Source organism: Cytophagia bacterium CHB2, from assembly GCA_030263535.1.
GTDB lineage: Bacteria > Zhuqueibacterota > Zhuqueibacteria > Zhuqueibacterales > Zhuqueibacteraceae > Coneutiohabitans.
This window is the reverse complement of sequence record SZPB01000617.1, coordinates 1-2,158: the sequence shown is the minus strand read 5'-3', so window position 1 is coordinate 2,158 and position 2,158 is coordinate 1. Positions and strand designations below refer to the sequence as shown.

Genomic DNA, 2,158 nt, shown 5'->3' with positions numbered 1-2,158 from the left:
CAGAACGGCGCTTCCGAGATGCACGTCTCAGAATCGAAGAAGCCACCAAGCTGGTGCAAGCCGCGCTGGGAATCGTGCTGCGCACCTCCGCGCAGCAGCTCCGCGCCCAGTTGGATGAGCTGGTGCGCCGCGCTGAAAATGAAGTGATCGGCAGCGGCAACCGTGAAGCAGAGCGTTTGCTGCAAGAGGCCAAGAAGAATCTTCAGCTCGGCGATCACGCGGCGATGGGCCGGCGGTTGGAGGCGGTAGGCCACTATCGTGTCGCGCGCGAATTGCTGGAGCGTGCGTTGAAGCTCGTGCAAGGCTCTTCGACATGCGTCGCCTATCTGGTTGAGCTGGCCGCAAAAGCGCAAGAGACCGTTGAGCAATGCAATAATCCTCTTGCCCAGAATGTTTATGAGCAAGGCCTGAAGCAAAAACGCCTGGCTGAGGATGCGTTTCGCCGCGGCGATCAAGCGCTGGCAGAAAAATTGTGCAACGGCGCGAATCGCCTTTTGCTGCGCGCTCTGGCGCTTTGTCCGGCGCAAGGCCAGGCACGGGATGAAGGGCAACTCAAAAGTGAGTTGCATGCTTTACGCGATATGCTGGCGCGCGCCGAGGAACAGCTTGCCGCCGGAAGCTCGCCGCGCCCGGGCATGCGTGCGTTGCTGGGACAAGCGCGCAAATTGGCATATGATGCCGAAGCCGCATTGGCGAGACAACAATACGCTCAGGCGCAGCGCTATATCACCAGCGGGCGCAACTTGATCGAAGCCACCACGCGCAGCGCTGGAATTCCTGCGCTTGAATTTGAAAAACAATGCGAGGCGGAATTGCAGCAATTGCAGCGCGATCTGCAGGAAGTCGAAACCCGCGCGCAGGAATCCTCGCGCAGCGAAGCCCAAGCCCTGGTCGAGTTGGCGCGACGGTCGTATGCCGCGGCGGAAAGAATTTGCGCCCGCCGGCCCCACACGCTGCGTTCTGTGGCCGCCTTTCGCATGATGGCGCGGGTGGCGCAAAGCTTCTTGCTGCAGGCGGAAGGACTTTTGCAAGAGACTGCCGCCGCAGCGCCTGACCGTGAAACCTTGCGCCAGCGACTGCAGGAATTGGATGCCACGCTCGAAGAAGTCAAATCAAGTTCAACGGCGGAGGAATCCGGATTTGCGCGCATTCTCATCGAGCAAGCCACGGAATTACGCCATCGCGCGCACACGGCTTATCAAGCCGGACAATTGAACGTGTCGTTTGAAACGGCAACCATTGCGTTCGAGTTGCTGCGGGAGGCGCTCAAGCTGTCGAATTGAGTTGTATGCTCAGGAACGCCATTTAAATAACTTACTCATTTGGGGAACCGCAAATGAATGCGAATATTCACTCATCTTAAAATTCGCGTTTATTGGCGTGCATTCGCGGTTTGAGATTTGGGCAAGTTATTATCCTCCGTTCAGTTTATTGTCAAGAAGCGGAGAGGCATAAACAAAAAAAGGAGTTCTCGCCAATTTAGGGCAAATGTGTGGATGGTGGAATCGCGTCATCGCGAAGCGCGCGAAGCCGCAAGTCTTCGTGGCAAAGGATAACTAACATTCAACCCTAAACAGGTATTTAGCGAAGGAGTTACTATGAGAATTTATCGCAACGTATTTTTATTGCTCTTTTTGAGCCTTTTCAGCAGCGCATTTGCGCAACGAGAGGCTAGGCTCATCATCTCGCCGCCGGACGTTTCTCTCGAACCCGGCCAAGGCCAGCGTTTCGAAGCCGCTCTGTTTGATGCCAACGGCCAGCCGATTCGCATTGCCGGAATACAATGGCGCGTCGAGCCGGATTCCTTGGGTAAAATTACCGAAGACGGTTTCTTCATGGCCGGACGCCTGCCCGGGGAAGTCAGAGTTATTGCCGAGGCCAAAGCTGAGGGGCATAACGCTGTCTTTGTCGCCCGTGCTTTGGTCAGAATCGGTAGGCCTGAACCGCCGCGTTTGCGTGTTGTCATCCGTCCGGAGTCTGCTGTCGTGCCGCCGGGCGAACAGCAGAAATTTGCGGCTTTTGTGTTGCGAGCAAATGGAGATCCGGTTCCCGTCACGCGCACGCGCTGGGAAGTCCATCCGCGAAATTTGGGCGAAATTACTGACGAAGGCGTTTTCACCGCCGGTCGGGAGTTTGCACACGGCGAGGTGGTAGCATT

1 protein-coding gene is annotated in these 2,158 nt (G+C 56.6%); it reads left to right on the top strand.

All coding sequences use genetic code 11. From position 1 onward, the window contains the following. Positions 1–1,598: 1,598 nt before the first annotated feature. On the top strand, positions 1,599–2,158 hold a 560-nt coding region (locus FBQ85_29515), incomplete at its 3' end, for a hypothetical protein (protein ID MDL1879270.1).